The organism is Lentzea sp., assembly GCF_036380075.1.
GTDB lineage: Bacteria > Actinomycetota > Actinomycetes > Mycobacteriales > Pseudonocardiaceae > Lentzea.
This window is the reverse complement of record NZ_DASVFL010000338.1, coordinates 15938-32558: the sequence shown is the minus strand read 5'-3', so window position 1 is coordinate 32558 and position 16621 is coordinate 15938. Positions and strand designations below refer to the sequence as shown.

Here is a 16621-nt window from a genome sequence, read left to right as displayed (position 1 = left end):
GCGGGCCAGCAGGACGAGCTGCACGCCGGTGAGGGCCTGCGCGCAGAGCTGTCCTCCGCCCAGTCGTACCACCGCGCCGAGCAACGCCGGGTGGTTTCCACCCGAACGGGTCAGGGACGAGACTCCGGGATGCGACACGCTCGTGATTGTGTCCACACTCGACGGCGGAGTTCCTGCCGCAGAACGTTTTTCGCCTCATCGAAGGACGTGGTGCAGTATGCCGACTTCAACGGGACAGCTCGTGCCCGCGTTCGTGCGCTCCGCCGTCAGGAGGACGGCGGCACGGGCGGGGTTCGAGGTCACCCGCGACCCGTTCGCCCGCAGGCTCGCCCGGCTGTGCGAGCAGACCGGCGTGCGGACGGTGCTGGACGTGGGAGCCAACTCAGGCCAGTACGCGAAGCTCATCCGCTCCGGCGGCTACCAGGGCCGGATCATCTCCTGCGAACCGCTCGCCGAGCCGTGCGCACAGCTGCGCGCGTCGGCCAGAACAGATCCGCGGTGGCACGTCGTGCGCACCGCGCTGGGACGGGAGCGCGGCACGATCACCGTCCACGTGGCGGGGAACTCTTACTCGTCGTCGGTGCTGGACATGCTGCCCAGCCACGCCGACGCGGCGCCGGAGTCGGTGTACGTCGGGGTGGAGGAGGCGCCGCTGACGACGGTCGACGACCTCCTCGACGACGAGACGGCGGCCGAGACGCTGCTCAAGATCGACGTGCAGGGCTACGAGGGCGAGGTGCTGGCCGGTGCGGACAGGTCGCTCGACCGCGTCGTCGCGGTGCAGCTGGAGCTGTCGCTGGTCCCGCTCTACACCGGACAGCCGTTGATGGGAGAGCTGGTGGAGCTCCTGTCCGGCAGGGGGTTCGGCCTGTGGTCGATCGAACCGGGCTTCCGGGACGTGCGCACCGGCCGGATGCTGCAGTGCGACGGGATCTTCGTGCGGCAGGACCTGGTGCGGCCGTGAGCGCCCTGCCGAGGCCGCGGTTCGTCCTCGGCGGCGGTGCGCCCGCCGGCCGGTGGCGTTCCCGCGCGACGCTGGCGCTGGCGTCGCTGCACGTGTCGGTGACGCGGGGAAACCTGCGGATGCCCGTGCTGAAGGCGCTGGACGTGCTGCTGCCCGCGAGGTCGCTGCCCGCCGTCACCGCCGAGCTCGCGCCGGGGGTGTCCATCGAGCTCGACCCCGGCGGCGCGATGGCCAGGGCGTCGCTGATCGCGGCCGGCTACGAGCACCGCGAGGTCGAGGTGCTGGCCCGCGCGACGAGGCCGGGCGGGGTGTTCGTCGACGTCGGAGCGAACATCGGCTGGTTCTCGCTGCTGCTGGGCCTGCACCGGCCGCAGGCGCAGGTGTGGGCCTTCGAACCGCTGCCCGTCACCTCGCAGCGCCTCGCGGACAACGTGCGCCGGGCCGGGTGCTCGAACGTGCGGGTCATCCGGGCGGCGGCGGGACGGGCCGCCGGCACCGCCGGGTTCGTGCTCACCGACGACGACGCGTTCGCCCACCGGGTCCACCGGCTGGAGGGCTCGTCCGGCCGGTCGTCGGTGCACACCTGCGAGGTGACCACGGTCGACGAGCGGTGGCACGAGGCGGGGCGGCCCAGGGTCGACGCGATGAAGGTCGACGTGGAGGGCGCCGAGACCGACGTGATCGCCGGGGCGGACGAGGTGCTGCGCCGTGACCGCCCGCTGCTGATGGTGGAGACGCCGACGGCCGAGTCGGTCCGTGCGGTGCGGGAAGTACTGGCACCGCACGGGTACCGCAGGCTCGTGGTCCCGGGAGTGCTGCCCTACAACACCTTCTTCACCGCCGGAGCCGGAGCGTGACCTACCTGTGCGACCCGCGTCACCGTGCGCGCGGGGACCCCGACCGCCAGCGCGCCACCGGGCACGTCGTGCATCACCACCGCTCCGGCACCCACGGTTGAGCGGTCACCGATGCGCACCGGGCCGAGGACGGTCGCGCCGGCGCCGAGGAACACACCGTCGCCGACCACCGGGTAGTCGTGCCCGTCCCCGCGCCCGAGCCGTTCGCCGAGAGTGACGCGCTGGCAGATGAACCCGTCCCTGCCGACCACCGCACCCGCGCCGAGGACGACCCCTCCCGGGTGTTCCAGCCGCAGTCCCGGACCGACCCGGCAGCCCGGCACGAAGTCCGCCCCGGTGGCGAAGTGGGCGAACGAGCGCACCAGGTGCGCGGCGGGCCGCAGGGCGGGACGCGCGTGCAGCGCCTGCTGCACCCGCAACAGGAACACGGCGAGCACGCCGGGACGCGTCAGCAGCAACCAGACGACCCGGACGGCCGAGCTGGTGGGGGTGCCGGTCGCCGCGGCGACGTCGGCGGCCCAGACGGATCGGAAGGTCGGTGACATCTGTCCCCTTCGGACTTCACCAGGACGACCGCACAGGAAGCAGGAGCACCCATGACGATCATCGCCGAACAGGTCGCACGCCATCAGAGTGTGGCCTACCAGAACGGTTTCGACTACACGGCCGGATCTCCGCACCTGCGACACCGGAACCTGAACCAGCGCGTCATCGAGGTCTGCCGCGACGTGGTCCGCGAGGTGCTCGACCGCTGGGGCCACTGCCGCGTGCTGGAGGTCGGCGCCGGGCACGGCTCGTTCACCGACCACGTCGCCGCGCTCGGGGCGGAGGTGTGGGTCACCGAGATGAGCCAGGACGCCGCCCTCTCGCTGACGGACCGCTTCCGGCACAACAAGTCCGTCCACGTGCTGCACGACGACGACGGCACGGCCGCCTCCTCGCTCGGCACGTTCGACGTCGTGCTGTGCCTGTCCGTGCTGCACCACATCCCCGACTACCTGCGGACGGTGCGGCAGTACACGTCGCAGATCGCGCCCGGTGGCGCGTTCGTCAGCTACCAGGACCCGTTGTGGTACCCGCGGCGCACCCGCGCCTCGGTGCTGGTGGACCGCGGCGCCTACTTCACCTGGCGGCTGGGCCGTCCGGGACTGACGCGCGGGCTGGCGTCGTTCGTCCGCCGCGTCCGGGGCGCCTACGACGAGACCAAACCGGGGGACATGGTGGAGTACCACGTGGTCCGCGACGGCGTCGACGAACGGGCGCTGGAGGCGTTGCTCGCTCCGAGGTTCTCCTCGGTGCGCGTGGACCGCTACTGGTCGACGCAGGCCGGTCCGCTGCAGTGGATCGGCGAACGGCTCGGGCCGAGCACCACCTTCGGGCTGGTGGCGACGAACGCCCTGCCGCACACGGGCTGATCGGCCGCTTCGCCTGCGCGGCAACACTCTCAGTTGTCCTGACCGCCTGGACGGGTAGTTCTCGGCGGGCCGGGTCGAGCCCGAACCGGTTGCGGCGCCGCCTTTCCTGCTCGGTCCGCAATGGACGGTCGCGGCAACGGATGAACCCCGGTGACAGCGGGGGGACCCCCGTTCCGCCGGTCGTGGTGGCGGCTCACGCTGGACATGCCCTCCGCGCGGAGGGCATCGGCCCGAGCTCGAGGAGAACCGCAGTGCGCGTCCTTACTCGCAAGATCGCAGCCATCACCTGCCTGGCGGCACTCACCGCCCTGGCCGCACCACCCGCCCAGGCCGCTCCCAGCGCCTCGCTGCTGCCGCGGGTCGGCGCGGTGGTCGCGCTGAAGCTGTCGGCACCCGGCGTCGCGATCACCGTCGCCTCGACCACGCAGACCGTCGACCTGCGCGGAGACCTCGTCGTCCGGGTGGTGCCGAGCGACATCAACCCGCTCGGCACGGTGCGGCTGCGCGTGCTCGACCTGAACCTCACGGGCAAGCTGCCCCAGGGCGACGTGACGATCAGGCCCGAGGCGTTCGACGCCTCGGCCACCGGCGTGCTGAGCCTCAACCTCGGCATCCCCCCGACGCTGACGCACGCCCTGTCGCTCAACCTGCGCGTCACGCTCAACCTGCCGGCCGTCAGCCCCACACCGCTGGAGCTGACCACGAAGGACGCGGTGGGGCTGCTCGGCGTGCTGAAGAAGTTCCCGCCGGCAGGTGACGTGCTCCAGGTGCAGAACCCGGTCCAGCTGGTCGACGTGGCGAAGCCGGGCGTCACCGCCGCCGTGATCGCGAAGTTCGGGCTCAGGCTCGGCTGACCCCGCCGTGGTGACCGGGTGCCGGTTCCGGCCGGGCCCGGTCACCCGCGCGTTCCCGGCCGGCTTCCACCGAGCCGGGCTTTTCCCGTCCGGCCGGTCCGGTGGTGGCTGACGGTGTGTTTCTTTTGCGGTGCACTCCATTTGCATTGCCCGTGTCGTGCGGGAGTGTGTCTGGAGATGATCGCCGCAGACGATTGTTGAACACGCGACGACGGCCATTCTTCCTGCGTGCTTGCGAAAAATTCCACCTCGGCGGGCCTCGTCCGGCGAACGCGAAGCAATTTTCAAAACTCCTCTTCACGTCACTGCGGCGCGTAGTCGAAATACACCCGTTGAGGTTACGGAACGCGCCCATCGTGAATGTCGGCGAGTCGCTAACCTCCCTTCCTGTTTGCTCTTCAGGTTTCTCCTACCAGGTAGAGAAAACTGCCTCAAGAAGGGAAGATGATGGCTCGCAAGCCTTTCCGGGCTGGAGTCTCATTGGTGGTGACATCGGCCCTGGTGTTCGCAGGAGCCGTCGCGGTCCCTCTGGCCGCACCCGTCCCCGCGGCCGCGGGGACGGGTGCGGAGTACGTGTTCAACAACGCTTGGACACTGGTGAACCCGGGTTCCACCGGCACGGCTGCCACCAATGCGCGTTTTTTCGTGCCACAGCGACCAACAGAGCCACGACGACGATCCCGGTGAGCACGGGAGCGGTCACCGTGACGGCCGACTTCACACCCGGCGCAGGCCAGGTGGCGGGTACCAACTACATCGCGAACAGCACCAACCACGGCACGAAGAACGCGACGCCCGCGATGTTCACGGGCGGGCCCACGCCGGCCTCCCTTCCCGGCCTCGGCCTGTTGAGCAACGCCTCGAACTGCAACGGCGCGCCCGGAACCGCGGCGCACCAGAACTTCCAGGGCGTCTGCGGCACCACCGGCCAGTTCACGCTGACGTTCTCCAAGCCCGTCACCGACGTGGTGATGGACATCAGCGGCCTGGGCGGCTTCGCCGAGGCGTACGAGCAGATCGGCAGCTCCGAGTGGGCGCGCGGCTCGTTCGTGAGCACCCACCTCGCCCTGCTGACCCCCGGCGTCACGCTCGCCGACCCGTCACCGGGCCGCACGAACCTGGCGATCCAGCCCAAGCTCCTCACGGTGGCGAGCCCGAACGCGTACGCCACGTGCAACGAGAACCCGGTGCGCTACACCGGGACGAACCGCCAGACGCCCACGGTCGAGACGGCCGGATGTGGCTCGGTGGTGCTGAAGGGCACGTTCTCCAGCGTCACGTTCCGCACGGACACGGACGTCCGCCCGCTGTCGAGCTACCCGGCCAACCCCTACGGCACCGGGTCGCTCTACCGGCAGAACCGGGGTGACGGTCTCGCCGACGGCGTCAACGGCGCGAACACGTTCAACACCGAGGTCGCGCTGATGCCCAACCAGCGCACCGACCTCGAGTCCTCGGACCACTACATCCTGTCGCTGCGCCTGCCGGAGCTCAACCAGCTCGGCGACTACGTCTGGTTCGACACCAACGGCAACGGCGTGCAGGACGCGAACGAGCCCGCCGTCCCGAACGTCAAGGTCGAGCTGCTCGACGCGAACGGCAACCCGGTCGACGGCAACGGTGACGGCACGGTCGACACCACGACGACGAACGCGCAGGGCAAGTACCTGTTCACCGACCTCGTCGACGGGTCGTACCGCGTGCGCTTCACCGCGCCCGCCGGCCGCTCCTTCACCACCCCGCTGGCCGGCGGCAACACCGCGACCGACTCGAACGCGCAGGCGAACGGTGTGACCGCCGCGGTCACCCTCGGCATCGGCAAGCGCGCCGACCTCACGATCGACGCCGGTCTGATCGTCAAGCCGACGAACTCGATCGGCGACTTCGTGTGGTCCGACACCAACGGCAACGGTGTCCAGGACGCGGGGGAGCCCGGCCTGCCCGGCGTCACGGTCAAGCTGAGCAACGGCGCGACCACCACGACGGGCGCCGACGGCAAGTACCTGTTCCAGGGCCTCGACGACGGCACGTACTCGGTCTGCTTCACGCTCCCGAGCGGCTACGCGTTCAGCCCCAGGGACGCGGGCGGTGACGACGCGAAGGACTCCGACGCGGACGGCGCGACCGGCTGCACCGCGACGACGACCGTGGGCCCCGGCAAGCGCCAGGACCTCACGCTCGACGCGGGCGTGGTGCCGCCCAGCAACAAGCTCGGCGACTACGTGTGGATCGACACGAACCGCAACGGCGTGCAGGACGCCGGTGAGCCGCCCGTCGCGGGCGTGACGGTGAAGCTGAACACCGGCGCCACCACCACGACCGACGCGAACGGCAAGTACCTGTTCGACAAGCTGCCCGACGGCACGTACACGGTGTGCTTCGACGTGGCGAACCTGCCCGCGCAGTACCGGGGCTACCTGCCCACGCGGCAGACCGCCGGTGGCGACTCCGCGAAGGACTCGAACATCGGTGCCGACGGGTGCTCGGCTCCCACCACCCTGGGACCGGCCAACCGCGAGGACCCGACCATCGACGCGGGTCTGCGGCCGCCGAACAGGCTCGGCGACTTCGTCTGGGCCGACACCAACCGCAACGGTCTGCAGGACGCCGGTGAGCCGGGTGTCGGGGGCGTGACGGTGAAGCTGAACACCGGCGCCACCACGACGACGGACGCCGGCGGCAAGTACGAGTTCGCGGGTCTGCCGGACGGCACGTACACGGTCTGCTTCGACCTGACCACGCTGCCCGGTCAGTACGCGGACTTCGTGGCCACCTCACGCGACAAGGGCGACGACGCGCTCGACTCCGACGCCGACCCGGCCACGGGCTGCGCGCCGGCGACGACGCTGAACGTCGACAAGCCGGAGGACCTGACGATCGACCTGGGCATCGTCGCGCCGGTCAACCGGATCGGTGACTTCGTCTGGGTCGACACCAACAAGAACGGTCTGCAGGACGCGGGCGAGCCGGGCGTTCCGGGCGTCACCGTCAGGCTGAGCGACGGCAGGACGACCACGACGGACGACCAGGGCAAGTACCTCTTCGAGGGCATGCCCGACGGCCGGTACACGGTCTGCTTCGACCTCTCGACGCTGCCGTCGGACTACCGGGCCACCAAGGCGATGGCCGGGGACAACGCGGTCGACTCCGACGCGGACCCGTTGACGGGCTGCGCGCTGCCGGTCGAGGTCGGGCCGGGCAAGCGGGTCAACCTCGACGTCGACCTGGGCGTCGTGGAACCGCCGAACAGGCTCGGCGACTTCGTCTGGGCCGACACCAACCGCAACGGCGTCCAGGACGCCGGTGAGCCGGGCATCGGGGGCGTGACGGTGAAGCTGAGCAACGGCGCCACCACGACCACGGACGCCGGCGGCAAGTACGAGTTCGCCGACCTGCCCAACGGCACCTACACGGTGTGCTTCGACGTCGCGAACCTGCCCGCGCAGTACCAGGGCTATCTCCCGACGAGGCAGGCCGCGGCCGGTGACGTCACCAAGGACTCGAACATCGGTGCCGACGGCTGCTCGGCTCCGACGACCCTGGGACCGAACAGCCGCGAGGACCTGACGATCGACGCGGGTCTGCGGCCGCCGAACAAGCTCGGTGACTTCGTGTGGGTCGACAGCAACAAGAACGGTCTGCAGGACGCGGGCGAGCCGGGTGTCCCCGGTGTCACGGTCAAGCTGAACACCGGTGCGACCACGACGACGGACGCGAACGGCAAGTACGAGTTCGCCGGGCTGCCCGATGGCACGTACACGGTGTGCTTCGACGTGGCGAACCTGCCGGGCCAGTACGCCGACTTCCAGGCCGTGGCCGCGAACGCGGGCAATGACGACGCCAAGGACTCCGACGCCGATCCGGCCACGGGGTGCGCGGAGCCGACGACGCTGAACGTCGACAAGCCGGAGGACCTGACGATCGACCTGGGCATCGCGCCCCCGGTCAACCGCATCGGCGACTTCGTCTGGAACGACCTGGACAAGAACGGCCTGCAGGACGCCGGCGAACCCGGCGTGGCAGGCGTGACGGTCAAGCTGAGCGACGGCAAGACGACCACGACGGACGAGAACGGCAAGTACCTGTTCGAGGGCGTGCCCGACGGCCGGTACACCGTCTGCTTCGACCTGGCGACGCTGCCGTCGGACTTCCTGGCCACCCAGGCGAACGCGGGTGACGACACGCTCGACTCGGACGCGGACCCGGTCACGGGCTGCGCGCCGGAGGTCGAGGTCGGCGCCGGCAAGCGCGAGAACCTGACGATCGACCTGGGTCTCGTGTCGCCGCCGAACGTGCTCGGCGACTTCGTCTGGGCCGACACCAACCGCAACGGCGTCCAGGACGACGGCGAACCCGGCATCCCGGGCGTGACGGTGAAGGCCGGCGACCGCACCACCGTGACGGACGCGAACGGCGAGTACGGGTTCACCGACCTGCCGGACGGCACCTACACGGTGTGCTTCGACGTGACGAACCTGCCCGCGCAGTACCAGGGCTACCTGCCCACCCGGCAGACCGCCGGTGGCGACTCCGCGAAGGACTCGAACATCGGGGCGGACGGCTGCTCGGCACCCACGTCGCTGGGACCGAACCGGCGTTCGGATCTCACGATCGACGCGGGTCTGCGGCCGCCGAACAAGCTCGGTGACTTCGTGTGGGTCGACTCGAACAAGAACGGTCTGCAGGACGCGGGCGAGCCGGGCGTTCCCGGTGTCACGGTCAAGCTGAACACGGGCGCGACCACGACGACGGACGCGAACGGCAAGTACGAGTTCGCAGGGCTGCCCGATGGCACGTACACGGTGTGCTTCGACCTGGACAACCTGCCGGGCCAGTACGCGGACTTCCAGGCCGTCGCACCGAACCAGGGTGACGACGCGAAGGACTCGGACGCCGATCCGGCGACCGGGTGTGCCCCGTCGACGACCTTGAACGTCGACAAGCCGGAGGACCTGACGATCGACCTGGGCATCGCGCCCCCGGTCAACCGCATCGGCGACTTCGTCTGGAGCGACCTGAACAAGAACGGCCTGCAGGACGAGGGAGAGCCGGGTGTCCCCGGCGTCACCGTCAAGCTCGGCGACGGCACGACGACGAAGACCGACGAGCAGGGCAGGTACCTGTTCGAGGGGATCCAGGACGGCACGTACACCGTCTGCTTCGACCTCACGAGCCTGCCGGACGACCTGCTGGCCACGACGGCGAACGCCGGTGACGACACGCGGGACTCCGACGCCGACCCGGTCACGGGCTGCGCGGCGGAGGTCCAGGTCGGACCCGGCAAGCGCGAGAACCTCGACGTCGACCTCGGCATCGTGGCGCCGCCGAACGGTCTGGGCGACTTCGTCTGGGCCGACACCAACCGCAACGGCGTCCAGGACGCGGGTGAGCCGGGCATCGCGGGCGTGACGGTCACTCTCAAGGAGACCGGCGAGACCACGACCACGGACGCGAACGGCAAGTACGCCTTCGACAACCTCGCCGACGGCACCTACACGGTGTGCTTCGACGTGGCGAACCTGCCCGCGCAGTACCAGGGTTACCTGCCCACCCGGCAGACCGCCGGTGGCGACTCCGCGAAGGACTCGAACATCGGGGCGGACGGCTGCTCGGCACCCACGTCGCTGGGACCGAACAAGCGGCAGGACCCGACGATCGACGCCGGTCTGAGGCCGCCGAACAAGATCGGTGACTTCGTCTGGTCGGACACCAACAAGAACGGTCTGCAGGACGCCGGCGAACCCGGCGTGGCAGGCGTGACGGTCAAGCTCAGCACGGGCGCGACCACCACCACGGACGCCGACGGCAAGTACGAGTTCACCGGACTGCCGGACGGCACGTACACGGTGTGCTTCGACCTGGACACCCTTCCGGGTCAGTACGCCGACTTCCAGGCCGTCGCACCGAACCAGGGCGACGACGCGAAGGACTCGGACGCCGACCCGGCGACCGGGTGCGCGGAGCCGGTGACGGTGAACGTCGACAAGCCGGAGGACCTGACGGTCGACCTCGGCATCGCGCCGCCGGTGAACCGCATCGGTGACTACGTCTGGGTCGACAGCAACAAGAACGGGCTCCAGGACGAGGGCGAACCCGCCGTCCCGGGTGTCACGGTCAAGTTGAGCGACGGCAAGACCACGAAGACCGACGAGAACGGCAAGTACCTGTTCGAGGGCATGGCCGACGGCAGCTACACCGTCTGCTTCGACCTCTCGACCCTGCCGGCGAACGTGCGCGACTACCAGCTCACGACGACCGGTGGTGCCGACCCCGCCAGGAACTCCGACGCGAACCCCGCCACGGGGTGCTCGGCGGAGGTCGAGGTCGGGCCCGGCAAGCGCGAGGACCTCGACGTGGACGCGGGTCTCGTGCCGCCGCCGAACAAGCTCGGCGACTTCGTCTGGGACGACGTGAACGGCAACGGCGTCCAGGATCCGGGCGAGCCCGGTGTCGAGGGCGTGAAGTTCACCCTCAAGGAGACCGGCGCGACCACGACGACGGATGCGAACGGCAGGTACGAGTTCGGCGACCTGCCGGACGGCACCTACACGGTGTGCTTCGACGTGGCGACCCTGCCCGCGAAGTACGCGGACTACCAGGTGACCAACCAGAACGCGGGTGGTGACGACGCGAAGGACTCCGACGCGGACGTCGCGACCGGGTGCGCGAACCCGGTGACGCTGAACATCGACAAGCGCGTGGACACCTCGGTGGACATGGGCATCTCGGCGCCGGTCAACCGGATCGGCGACTTCGTCTGGCACGACCTGGACAAGAACGGTCTGCAGGACGAGGGCGAACCGGGTGTCGCGGGCGTGACGGTCAAGCTGAGCAACGGCAAGACCACCACGACCGACGCGAACGGCAAGTACCTCTTCGAGGGCATGCCGGACGGCACGTACACCGTGTGCTTCGACGTGAAGAACCTGCCTGCCGCGGTGAAGGACTACACCCTCACCCGCAACCAGGAGGGCGACGACAGGTCGAAGGACTCGGATCCCGCGGTGGACTGCGCACCCGCCGTCACCGTGGGAGTCGGCCGGCGGGAGAACCTCACCGTCGACGCGGGCCTCGTGGCCCCGCCGAACAAGATCGGTGACTTCGTCTGGTCCGACACGAACCGCAACGGGATCCAGGACGCCGGTGAACCCGGAGTGCCTGGCGTGACGGTGAAGCTGGTCGACGACAAGGGCAACCCCGTGGGTCAGCCGGTCAAGACCGACGGGAACGGGAAGTACCTCTTCCCGGACATCCCGGACGGCACCTACACGGTGTGCTTCGACCTCTCCGCGCTGCCCGCCGCGTACGCCGGTCACCTGCCGGCCAAGGCGAGGCAGGGCACGGACGGTGCGAAGGACTCGGACGCGGACCCCGCGACCGGGTGCAGCGACCCCGTCACCGTCGGCGTGGGCAACCGGACGAACCTCGACGTGGACCTCGGCCTCGTGAAGCCGACGAACCGCCTGGGTGACTTCGTGTGGTCCGACGACAACGGCAACGGCATCCAGGACGCCGGCGAACCCGGCGTGCCGAACCTGCCGGTGTTCCTCCAGGACGGCAACGGCAAGCCGGTCGCGCAGACCGTGACGGACAAGTCCGGCAAGTACTTGTTCGACGGTCTGGAGGACGGTGAGTACAAGGTCTGCTTCAACGCCGACCCGATCACCGGCCTCGTCGCGGGACGCCCGCTCACGAAGCAGGGCGCCGGTGACAACGCGGTCGACTCCGACGCGGACCCGAAGTCCGGCTGCACCCGCGTGGTGAAGCTGGGAGCGGGCAACCGGGTGGACCTGACCCTCGACGCCGGCCTGGCGCCGAAGGCCACCCCGCCCGGCCCGCAGCCGCCGAACCCGGGGCCGCAGCCGAAGCCGCACCCGCACCACCCGAACCCGCCGCTGGCGTGGACCGGTGCGTCGCTGTGGGGCCCGCTGTCCGGTGGTCTGGCACTGCTGCTGGCGGGCGCGTTCCTGGTGCTGGTGACGAGGCGCCGGGAGGAGTGACCGTCTGACCGACGGGGGAGGGGCCGTTCCGCAGCCGGCGGAACGGCCCGTTCCCTTGTCCGGGAACAGGTCCCGGGTGCACAAGCAGTTCGCCCCGGCCGGAAACTCCGGCCGGGGCGAACAGTTCCTGGTTCTGCGCTGGCTTCAGCGGGGCTGGACCGGCTTCGTCGCGGGAGCCTTCTGCTCGGCGACTTCCTGCTCGGTGACGATTCCCTCGTTCAGGGCGTCGCGGATGACGGCGGTGCAGCGCTGGTCGAGCGCCGAGTCGGTCTCACGCGGCCGGCTCAGCTTCTTGAGGCAGATCTTCAGCAGCGGAGCGGCGATCCCGTCCAACCACGTCGGTCGCCGCGAAGGCTTGGGCTGCAGGGGCTTCTCCTGCGCGACCGGGGCCGCCGGAGCGACAGCCACCGGTGCCGCCGCCGCAGCCACGGCAGGCGTCTCCGCCGGCTTGGGCTTCTCCGGCTTGGACGTCTCGGGCTTGGGGGCGTCAGGCTTGGGGGCGTCGGGCTTCGCGGTCTCGGGCTTCGGCGCGGCCACGTTCTCCTTGCCGGGCTTGGACACCACGGCCACCGCGGGCGCCGGCGGCCGTGCTGTCTGGTCGACCGCGTGGTCCACCAGCGCCGCGGGCACCTCACGGGCTCCCGTCGCGTACGCCTCGCTCCACGCGATCACGGTGCGCACGTACGAATCGGAGTGGTTGTAGCGGAACACCGCCGCGCGCGCGTCGTTCGGCCGCGACATGTCCAGCCCGCCCGAACACAGGTACCTGGCCGCCGCCGCGGTGGCGTCGAACACGTTGTGGGGACTGGCGATCCCGTCACCGTTGCCGTCAGTCCCGTAGTACGCCCACGTTCCGGGGATGAACTGCATCGGCCCGACCGCACGGTCCCACTGACCGTCACCGTCCCAGCGCCCGCCATCGGTGTCGCGGATCGCCGCCATCCCGGGCCCACCGGCCAGAACCGGCCCCAGAATCGCCGGACTGGTGGTCCCCGCCGCATCGGTCCGCCCACCGCGGGCGTGCCTGGACTCGATGCGCCCGATCGACGCCAGCAGGTGCCAGGGCAGGTTGCACCGCGGCGAAGTCCGCGCGGCGAACTCGGCGGCCGCCCGGTAGGCGCCGAGCACGTTGCCGGGAATGCCCTGCACCCCGGCACCGGGCGCGACGACCGCCCCGTGCCCGGGACCCGGCTTCACCGCCGCCACCACGGGTGCGGCGGCCCGCTGCTCGACCACCTCGGCGGCCGGCACCCACGCGGCGCCGTGGTCCCAGCCGGCCGAGCTCAACGCTGTCCGGGGCGGCTCGTCAGGAGAGGACGAAGCCGTGTCCGGCGGCGCGTACCACGGCGTGCTCGCGCCGGCCGACGCCAGCATCACCAGCGTGAGAGCGATTCGCGTCGTCGGCTGCGAGCACCGTCGTGAGAGGGACTTGCGAAACACGGGAACTCCCTGTCGCAGAAGAAGGTCGGGCACACTGCTTCTCCCTCCCGTCTACCAGCCCCGTGCGGACCGCCGCAGCACGGAAAGCTCCACTTCGCTCAAGCGTGTGGCGTGCTCGGGCGAAGCCGCGAACCGACAGTAGTTTTCCTTCCCGCGCAACAAACATGCGCCACTCTCACGTGCGCTCTGGACAGTCTTCTGCGGAGCGACGTCGTGGTCGGCAACGGCTAGGGGGAGTCGTGCCGCCCCAGCCACTCCAGGATCACCCTGGTCGTCTCGTCCGGCCGTTCCTGCTGGATCCAGTGACCGCTGTCGAGCGTGACGACCTCGACGTCGGGCACGAAGTGCGTCAGCGTCGGCGACTGCGGGACGACGTCCCGGTCGCCGTAGATCATGAGCGCCGGCCGGTGCACGACCGGGGGCACGTCGGCCAGCCGGTGCCAGTTGCGGGTGGAGTTGCGGTACCAGTTGATGCCGCCGGTGAACCCGGACGACTCGAAGGCGGACACGTAGACGGCCAGTTCGTCGTCGCTCATCAAGGGTTCGCCGAGCGGGGCCGGGGTCTTGGCGAGCTCGATCATCGCCACGCCCGGCGCGGGCGGGCGGGGCGGTTCGTCCTTCCGGTACAGGTTGCGCAGGAACCGGTGGGTGTTCGCGTCGAAGACGGCGTCCGCGACGCCGGGGTGCCGGTTGAAGTGGACGTAGTAGAAGTCGCTGCCGAGCAGGTCCTCGATGAGCTCGACCCACGGCTTGTCGCCGCGGTCGGGGTACGGGACGCTCAGCGCGATCACCTTGTCCACGCGGTCCGGGTGCAGCACGGCGAGGCCCCAGCAGACCAGCGCGCCCCAGTCGTGGCCGACGAACGTCGCGTCGTCGTAGCCGTAGTGGTCGAGGAGGCCGGCCAGGTCGTCCGACAGGTGCTCGATGTCGTAGGCCGTCACCTCGGCCGGGCGCGACGAGCGGCCGTAGCCCCGCTGGTTCGGTGCGATGACGTGGTAGCCCGCCTCGACGAGAGCCGGCATCTGGTGGCGCCACGAGAAGGCCAGCTCCGGCCAGCCGTGGCACAGCACGACCGGCTTGCCGGCGTTCTGCCGTCCCGCTTCGAAGACTTCGAGCTCCACGCCGTTGACCTCGACGAAGGTGGGTTCCGGGAAATCGGTGAAGATCATGGACGCCATCCTGACGACCGAAACAGGTCAACCTGTGACCGGTTTTCGTGGAAAAGTCGGGGGAGTGCGAACCGACCGGCTGGTGGCCGTCCTCCTCCTGCTGCAACGCCGAGGGCAGGTGACGGCGGTCGAGGTCGCGCGGGAGCTGGAGGTCTCCGAGCGCACCGCCCGCCGCGACCTCGACGCCCTGGCGATGGCCGGCGTGCCCGTCTACTCCGTGCAGGGCCGGCGCGGGGGCTGGCGGCTGATCGGGGGTGCGCGCACCGACCTGTCCGGGTTGACCGAGAACGAGGCGCGCGCCCTGTTCCTGGTCGCCGGTCCGGCCTCGGTCGCGACGCCGGCGGTGAAAGCCGCGCTGCGCAAGCTGGTCCACGCGCTGCCGGAGCCGTTCCGGGCGCAGGCGGAGGCCGCCGCGTCGTCGGTGGTCGTGGATCCGCGGCTCTGGGGGGCGGGCCGGGGTGAGCACCGGCCGCCACCGTTCCTCGACGCACTCCAGGACGCGGTGGTCCGGGGTGTCCAGGTGCGGCTCGGCTACGTCGACCGCGAAGGTGCGGCGACCGAGAGGACCGTGCATCCGCTGGGCCTCGTCGCCAAAGGGGTGGCGTGGTACCTCGTCGCCGGAACCGTCGCCGGCGAGCGGACCTTCCGGGTCGACCGCGTGTCGGCGGTCCAGCTCACGGACGACCCCGTGGCGAGGCCCGGCGACTTCGACCTCGCCGGGAGCTGGCGGCAGATCGCCGACGAGGTCGACCGCAGGCGCACACCGGTCGAGGCCCGGGCGTTGTGCGTGCCGCACGGGATCGGCGTGCTCCGGATCGCGTTCGGTGGCCGGCTCGAAGTAGGGGGGTCTGCCGAGGACGGCCGCGTCGAGGTCGTGATCCGCGGGAGTGACGAGCAGGTCCTCGCGGGCGAGGTCGCCGGGCTGGCCGAGTGGCTGGAGGTGACCGGACCGCCGGCGGTACGCGGCCATCTGGCTTCGCTCGGGAAGACGCTCGTCGCGCGCTACGACCGAGATCTCGACAACTAGCGGCACGCGTTTGTCGCGGGCTTTGTTGCGGGCATGTGAGAATCAGTCCACGACGGCCCGAATCGATTTCCGGGACGGCCTTGTTGAACAAGAAATTCGTGTGCACGCGCTGGTGGGCGAAGGGTATGACGCACCGTGACGGCCATTCGCCCCGTTTCCGCGTCTTTCGCCGCCTTCGTCCGGATAGCGGGCAACGTCAACCGTCAAGAGCGCTGAGCCGCGTCACGCCAATGGCGGGCGAGTGGGCGCGACGGCGTTCCTTACGTTGGGTGGCGGAACCCCCCAGGTTCCATTCTTCGCACCCTGCAAGCGAGGAGAACCATGTTCAAGAAAGTCGTCCTGTCCGTCGCGCTCGCCGCGGCCACGACCGTCGTCGCCCCCATGGCCGCCCAGGCGTCCGCCGCCGAGGGCCCGATCACCGCGGCGGCCGTCACCGTCTACTACGACACCAGCAGCGCACCCACGTTCGCGAGCGCCATCCGCCAGGGAGCGGCGAACTGGAACGCGAAGGTGTCCAACGTGAAGCTGGTGGAGAACCGCAGCGCGGCCACCCTGCGCTACCGCGAGGGCAACGACTCGCGCGGGTCGTACGCCTCGACCAACGGCCACGGCAGCGGCACGATCTTCATCGACTACACGCAGGCGCGGCAGTACTACGTCACCCGCATCACCGCGCACGAGACCGGGCACGCCCTCGGCCTGCCCGACCACTACAGCGGCCCGTGCTCCGAGCTGATGTCGGGCGGCGGTCCCGGCACGTCGTGCACCGTCGCCTCGCCGAACTCCGCCGAGGTGTCCAGGGTGAACTCCCTGTGGGCCAACGGCTTCGCCGGCACCTACGAGTGGAAGACCATCTACGAGCAGGTCCCCGTCCACTCCTGATCGGCCACGACCG

10 protein-coding genes are annotated in these 16621 nt (G+C 70.3%); 7 read left to right on the top strand and 3 right to left on the bottom strand.

The genetic code is table 11. The features are described from left to right. The first annotated feature begins 217 nt into the window (after nucleotides 1-217). Nucleotides 218-964: an FkbM family methyltransferase gene (locus VF330_RS36170; RefSeq protein ID WP_330856243.1), complete on the top strand. Its 747-nt coding sequence runs from the start codon at nucleotides 218-220 to the stop codon at nucleotides 962-964. After that, entirely contained in the window at nucleotides 961-1821 is an 861-nt protein-coding gene (locus tag VF330_RS36165; protein WP_330856242.1) for an FkbM family methyltransferase, read from the top strand. The genes VF330_RS36170 and VF330_RS36165 overlap by 4 nt, the downstream gene beginning before the upstream one ends. Here the strand turns inward: VF330_RS36165 and VF330_RS36160 are convergent. After that, entirely contained in the window at nucleotides 1785-2366 is a 582-nt protein-coding gene (locus VF330_RS36160) for a serine O-acetyltransferase (protein ID WP_330856241.1), read from the bottom strand. The two genes, VF330_RS36165 and VF330_RS36160, sit on opposite strands and share 37 nt — an antisense overlap. 51 nt (nucleotides 2367-2417) lie before the next feature. On the opposite strand from VF330_RS36160, the gene VF330_RS36155 reads away from it, so the two are divergent. The 3 genes from VF330_RS36155 to VF330_RS36145 all read left to right on the top strand — a co-directional run bounded on the left by VF330_RS36155 (nucleotide 2418) and on the right by VF330_RS36145 (nucleotide 12090). After that, complete coding sequence (locus VF330_RS36155) at nucleotides 2418-3236, top strand: class I SAM-dependent methyltransferase (protein WP_330856240.1); 819 nt, start codon at nucleotides 2418-2420, stop codon at nucleotides 3234-3236. A 251-nt stretch (nucleotides 3237-3487) separates the two neighbouring features. Next, nucleotides 3488-4090: a hypothetical protein gene (locus VF330_RS36150; RefSeq protein ID WP_330856239.1), complete on the top strand. Its 603-nt coding sequence runs from the start codon at nucleotides 3488-3490 to the stop codon at nucleotides 4088-4090. A 683-nt stretch (nucleotides 4091-4773) separates the two neighbouring features. Then, nucleotides 4774-12090 (top strand): SdrD B-like domain-containing protein, encoded by a 7317-nt coding sequence (locus VF330_RS36145; protein ID WP_330856238.1) that lies wholly within the window; start codon nucleotides 4774-4776, stop codon nucleotides 12088-12090. Between the two features lie 144 nt (nucleotides 12091-12234). On the opposite strand, the gene VF330_RS36140 is transcribed toward VF330_RS36145, so the two are convergent. Together VF330_RS36140 and VF330_RS36135 are read right to left on the bottom strand one after the other, a co-directional pair. After that, complete coding sequence (locus VF330_RS36140; RefSeq protein ID WP_330856237.1) at nucleotides 12235-13530, bottom strand: lytic transglycosylase domain-containing protein; 1296 nt, start codon at nucleotides 13528-13530, stop codon at nucleotides 12235-12237. A 227-nt stretch (nucleotides 13531-13757) separates the two neighbouring features. Continuing rightward, nucleotides 13758-14699 carry an alpha/beta hydrolase gene (locus VF330_RS36135; RefSeq protein ID WP_330856236.1) on the bottom strand — a complete coding sequence of 314 codons (942 nt, stop codon included), beginning with the start codon at nucleotides 14697-14699 and terminating at the stop codon, nucleotides 13758-13760. Between the two features lie 64 nt (nucleotides 14700-14763). Here VF330_RS36135 and VF330_RS36130 point away from each other — a divergent pair, with 64 nt between their 5' ends. Together VF330_RS36130 and VF330_RS36125 are read left to right on the top strand one after the other, a co-directional pair. Continuing rightward, nucleotides 14764-15726, top strand: a complete 963-nt coding sequence (locus VF330_RS36130; protein WP_330856235.1) for a helix-turn-helix transcriptional regulator — start codon at nucleotides 14764-14766, stop codon at nucleotides 15724-15726. 321 nt (nucleotides 15727-16047) lie between these two features. Beyond that, a complete protein-coding gene (locus tag VF330_RS36125; protein WP_330856234.1) occupies nucleotides 16048-16608 on the top strand; it encodes a snapalysin family zinc-dependent metalloprotease in 561 nt (186 codons plus the stop codon). Nucleotides 16609-16621 lie beyond the last annotated feature (13 nt).